Annotated in this window: 5 protein-coding genes; 1 reads left to right on the top strand and 4 read right to left on the bottom strand. The window is 74.6% G+C overall.

Features of this window, described 5'->3' with window-relative positions:
• Positions 1–508 (bottom strand): LysR family transcriptional regulator (locus E1281_RS37165; protein WP_131884389.1); only part of this gene is annotated, 508 nt, incomplete at its 3' end.
• Between the two features lie 168 nt (positions 509–676).
• Here E1281_RS37165 and E1281_RS37170 point away from each other — a divergent pair.
• Positions 677–2,326, top strand: coding sequence for a penicillin-binding transpeptidase domain-containing protein (locus tag E1281_RS37170; RefSeq protein WP_131884390.1), 1,650 nt, complete (start codon positions 677–679; stop codon positions 2,324–2,326).
• 34 nt (positions 2,327–2,360) lie between these two features.
• On the opposite strand, the gene E1281_RS37175 is transcribed toward E1281_RS37170, so the two are convergent.
• The 3 genes from E1281_RS37175 to E1281_RS37185 all read right to left on the bottom strand — a co-directional run.
• Complete coding sequence (locus E1281_RS37175; protein ID WP_165959270.1) at positions 2,361–3,515, bottom strand: MFS transporter; 1,155 nt, start codon at positions 3,513–3,515, stop codon at positions 2,361–2,363.
• Positions 3,516–3,618: 103 nt separating this feature from the next.
• Positions 3,619–4,596 carry a class A beta-lactamase gene (gene bla / locus E1281_RS37180; protein WP_131884392.1) on the bottom strand — a complete coding sequence of 326 codons (978 nt, stop codon included), beginning with the start codon at positions 4,594–4,596 and terminating at the stop codon, positions 3,619–3,621.
• 153 nt (positions 4,597–4,749) lie between these two features.
• The coding region (locus E1281_RS37185) for a substrate-binding domain-containing protein (protein WP_131884393.1) at positions 4,750–5,319 on the bottom strand (570 nt) is incomplete at its 5' end.

A 5,319-nucleotide genomic window follows, 5' to 3' on the forward strand; every position in this document is an offset into this window, starting at 1 on the left:
GCAGGACGCCGAGCGGCTGGCCGAGCATCGGGCCGAGCTCCAGGTCGCGGGAGTCGCAGGGATGCCGCACGACCCCGGCGTCCAGCGCGCCTTCCGCGAGCGCGCGGACCTGCTCGGCCGTTCCCGTCTCCCGCAGGTCGAGCCGCAGGTCCGGACGGCGGGCGCGGAACGCGGCGATCAGCGCGGCGACGATCGTGCCGCCGAGGTCGCTCGGCAGCCCGGCCCGCACCGTGCCGACCTCGCCGAGCCTCGCCCGCTCGGCGACGGAGTAGACGCGATCCACGCGGGTGAGGATGTCACGGGCCTCGTCCAGCAGGAGCCTGCCGGGCGCGGTCAGCTCCACTCTGCGGCTGGACCGGTCGAACAACCGGACGCCGAGTTCGCGCTCCAGCCGCTGGATACGCTGGCTCAGCGGCGGCTGCGCCATGCCGAGACGCTCCGCCGCACGGCCGAAATGCAGCTCCTCCGCCACGATGACGAAGCACTGAAGATGGCCGACGACGTTCACGAGCAGCAACGATATCAATCCGCCTATCTCTGTGACACTGATATCAATCTTGGACATTTCGGCGTGCGGCTGGTGTCCTTGTGCCTTGATCAGGAGGACCCCGCCGGCGTGACTCCGGCGAGGAGCCCCGCGAGGAGACCCCGTCAAGGGGGCGAAAGGAGATCGAGGATGCACCGGACCCGTGTGATCATCGCCGCGGCGGTCGCGGTGGTGGTCGTGATCGTGGGGGCGGGAGCGGTGTGGTTCCTGCGCCGGGGAGACGGCCCGCGGGACGCCGCGGAGCGTTTCCTCGCCGCCTGGAGCGGCGGCGACGTCGCCGCGATGAGGACGCTGACCGACGGCCCGCCCGCCGACTTCGACAAGCGCGTCGCCGCCATGCGCACCGACCTGGGCGTCACGCGCCAGCGCTACACCGTCGCCTCGGTGGGGGACGCGGACGGCGGCAAGGCGGGCGGCGCCTACACCGCCGAGCTGACGCTCGCGGGCGACCGGACCTTCACCTACGACGGGGCTCTGCCGCTCGTCGAGCGGGACGGGGAATGGCGCGTCCGATGGTCGACGCAACTCCTGCACCCCGACCTCAAGGAAGGGCAGAAGCTGGTCGCGTCCCGTGCCTGGTCCGACCGCGCTGCCGTCCTGGCGGCGGACGGCAGCGACCTGAGCGCCTCGGACTCCGGGTCCGCCCGGCAGCTCGCCGGGCCGCTCGGGCCCCTGTCGGCCAAGGCGGCGAAGGAACTCGGCGCGCCCTACCGCGAGGGCGACACGGCCGGCGCGGACGGCCTGCAGCGGCAGTACGAGCGTCGGCTCGCCGGCACGCCCGCGCTCGCCGTGCAGATCGTCGACGGCCAGGGCAACGCGGTGAAGACCCTGCAGCGGTTCGGCGGCAAGGGCGGCCAGCCCGTGCGGACGACCATCGACCCGAAGGTGCAGACCGCCGCCGGGGAGGCGCTCGGCGACGCGAAGAAGAACGCCTCCATGGTCGCGCTGCGCCCGTCCACCGGGGAGATCCTCGCCGTGGCGAACAAGCCCGGCGGCTACAACCGCGCCCTGATGGGCCAGTACCCGCCCGGCTCGACGTTCAAGATCGTCACCGCCGCCGCCCTGGTCGCGGACGGGGTGAGCCCCCGTACGGGCGTCGCCTGCCCGGCCACCACCAAGATCGGCGGGCGCTCCTTCCACAACTACGAGGACGAGGACTTCGGGACGATCCCGTTCCGCGAGGCGTTCGCGCACTCGTGCAACACCACGTTCGCGCGCCTGGCCGTGGACAAGCTCGGCCAGGAGCGCCTCGCCCAGGTCGCGGGCCAGTTCGGCTTCAACGTCCCGATCATCGCCGGGCTCCCGGCCGTCCGCGGCGCGTTCCCCGGAAACAAGGACGACGCCGCGTTCGCGTCGGCGTCCTTCGGCCAGGGCCGGGTGCTGACCAGCCCGCTCAACATGGCGGGCGTGGCCGCCGCGGCGGCCGACGGCACCTGGCGCTCGCCCCGCATCGTCGACGCGGCGCTCGCCGCGCAGGCCGCCGACGCCGGGGGCCGCAAGCCGGTGCAGCCGAGGAAGCTGGAGCCCGCGGTCGGGAAGGCCCTGCAGGCCCTGATGCCGGCGGTCGTCAGCGAGGGCACCGCGTCCGACGTCGGCTTCCCGGCCGGGACCGCAGGCAAGACCGGGACCGCCGAGTTCGGGTCGGGAGCGGAACCGCCGACCCACGCCTGGTTCGTCGGCTACCGCAAGGACGTCGCCTTCGCCGTCATCGTCGAGGACGGCGGCACCGGCGCCGAAGCCGCGGCCCCCATCGCCGCGACGTTCCTGAAGGGACTCTGAACCTTCCCGGAGGGACTCTGAGCAGGGGCGGCGGTCACGCCGGCAGGCGCCCGCGGACGCAGGCGGCCAGGAGCGCGAGGACGGCCAGGCCGCTGAGCGCGGCCGCCGCGCCCGCGGCCCCGGCGTCGAAGAGCGCACCGACGGCCAGGGCGCCGGCGAAGGCCACCATCCCGGCGAGGAACGACGACGTCCCGAGGTACGCGCCGACCCGTTCGGGCGGCGCGTGCCGCGCGACGACCTGGAAGATCGACGGCTGCATGAGGCCCGTCCCGAGCCCGCCGAGTACGGCCGCGGCCAGCAGCCCCGCGGCCTGCGCGGTGTCTCCGCCCCCGGCGAGCCCGTCCGCGAGGGAGGCTCCGTCCAGCGGGACGAGCGCCAGGTACCCGGCGCCGGAGAGGACCAGCCCGGCCCGCAGGACGCCGGGCCGGCCGGCGCGCCCGCCGGAGGCGCACCAGGGCTGGACGGCGGCGACCACGGCCGCGGCGACGCAGAAGAACAGGGTCGTCCAGCCGGAGGTGAAGCCCTTCAACGGGACGACGGTCGTGGTCCCGCCGACGAGCAGGGTGGACGGGCCGGCGATCACGGCGAACCGGAGGAACGGGCGGTCGCGCACCACCGCGCCGATGCTCCGCGTCAACGTCCGGGGCGCCGAGGCCCCGGGCAAGCGCGAGGAGGCCGGGAGCAGCAGGAAGAGCGCGGCGGCGGCGGCCCACATCGCCGCCGCGGCGGCCGCGAGCGCGGGGAACCCGCCGGCGCCCAGCAGGACCAGGCCGGCCGGCGGGCCGACCACCGCGGAGACGTGCCCGCCGACCAGGTAGGCCCCGTACCCGCCCGAACGGCGCGCGGGCGACAGTCCCGCGACCACCGACTGGGCGGCCGGATGGTAGACGGCGCCGCCGGCGCCGAGCAGGACGGCCGCCGCGGTCAGCCCGGCGAGCCCGTCCGCCGTGCCCAGCAGCGCGAACCCGCAGGCGCGGAGCACGCACGCGAGCGTCCCGGCCCGGGGTGCGCCGAGCGCGTCCGTCAGCGCCCCGACCGGCAGCAGCAGCGCGTACTGGATGAGGAGCCGGGCGCCGAGCACCAGGCCGATCGTCCCGGCGGCCAGCCCCACGCCGTCGCGCAGATGGGCGACGACGTGGGCGAACACGGAGTAGAAGCCGAGCCCGACGGCGACCTGGACGGTGGCCATCACGAGGATGGTCCGGCGGTCGGCGGACCTCCCGCCGGGGGACGGGCCCCGGGCCTGAAGCGGACGCGCGGACGCGGTGGAACGGCCCGGGACCATGGTGCCGCTAGCCCGCCGGCCGCAGCGCGCGGACCAGGACGGAGGCGGCCTTCGCGATCGCGGCCGGGTCCTCGGTGCCGTCCGCCGCCCGCCGGTTGGTCGTGACGACGATGATCAGCGGCGCGCCGCCGCCCGGAGGCCACGCCACCGCGATGTCGTTCGCGGTGCCGTAGGTGCCGCCGGTGCCGGTCTTGTTGCCGGCGGTCCAGCCCTCCGGCAGCCCGGCGCGGATGCGGTCGGCGCCGGTCTCGCTGGCCTTCATCCAGCCGATCAGGCGTGTCCGGTCGGCGGGCGCGAGCGCCGTCCCGGTGGTGAGCGTCCGGAGCCCGCGGGCCCAGTCCCGGGGCACGAGGGTGTCGCGCCGCTCCCCCGGCTTCCAGTCGTTGAGGGCGGTCTCCCAGCGGTCATGCCGGCTGCGCCGGTCACCGAGCGAGCGGAAGAACGCGGTGTCGCCCGCGGGGCCGCCGATCTGCTTCAGCACCAGGTTCGCGGCGGTGTTGTCGCTGACGGTGATCGCGGCGCGGCACAGTTCGGCGACGGTCATGCCGGTCTTCACGTGCTTCTCGGTGACGGGGGAGTGGTCGACGAGGTCGGACTCCTTGTAGCGGATGACCCGGTCCATCAGGCCGGGATCCGAGCGGCGGGCCTTCTGCAGGACCGCGCCGCACACCACGGCCTTGAACGTGGACAGGAACGGGAAACGCTCGTCGGCACGGTATCCGACGCCGCGGTTGCTCGCGGTATCGATGGCATACGCGCCGATGCGCACCTGACGGGTCTTCTCGAGCGCGCGAAGCTGCTTGCCGACCGCGCTCTGGGACGGGGCGGCGGCGTCCGGCGACGATCGCAACCCGGCGGTGGCGCTCTGCGGGATCGCGTTATCGGTCTCGGGGCCACCGCCGCATCCGGCGGCCGAGCCGAGGAGGGAGAGCGCGAGACCGGTGGTCCCGAGGACGGTCCTGAATCGGGCTGATCTTGTTCGCATACGGCGAGCACACCAGTCCGCTCCGACGATGTCCAATATTGATATTGGGGGAGAATCAATATCGTTTCGCATATGAATGCCGTGTGAGCTGTGGATATGTCCAACGCTACAGCCGATCTCGGCGCTTGCAGAATCCGCGGGGCCAGGCTCCGGTCATCGGGCCGGTGGTGCCGCCGCCGTGGAGTCGCGGACGATCAGCTCGCCGGGAAGGACGCGGGGGGCCGGGCGGCCGCCGGCCAGAAGGTCGAGCAGGGCCGTCATGCCCTGCGCGCCGAGTTCCTCGGCGGGGAGCCGGACGGTGGTCAGTTCGGGTTCCAGCGCGGTCGCGAGGAGCACGTCGTCGACCCCGGTGACCGACAGGTCCGCCGGGATGTCCAGGCCGCGCGCCCGCGCCGCCTTGTAGGCGCCCGCGGCGATCAGGTCGTCGTCGCAGACGAGCGCGGTCGGCCGGTCGGGGTCGTCCAGCAGCCGCCCGGCGGCGGCCTTGGCCGAGCCGACGTCGATCGCGCAGGCGGACCGGGTCGGCCGCCCGCCGGGCAGGGCCGCGACGGCGGCGGCGAGCGCGTCGCCGCGGGCGTGGAACGTCCACTGGTCGACCGCGGCGGCCACATGCCCGATCCTCCGATGCCCGAGCCCGGCGAGATGCGCGACGATCGTCCGCATCCCGTCGGCGACCCCGAAGTCGACCGTGGGAACGTACGCCCCGGCTCCCCGCTCGTCTCC

The sequence above is a fragment of the Actinomadura sp. KC345 genome (genome assembly GCF_004348515.1).
Taxonomy (GTDB): domain Bacteria; phylum Actinomycetota; class Actinomycetes; order Streptosporangiales; family Streptosporangiaceae; genus Spirillospora.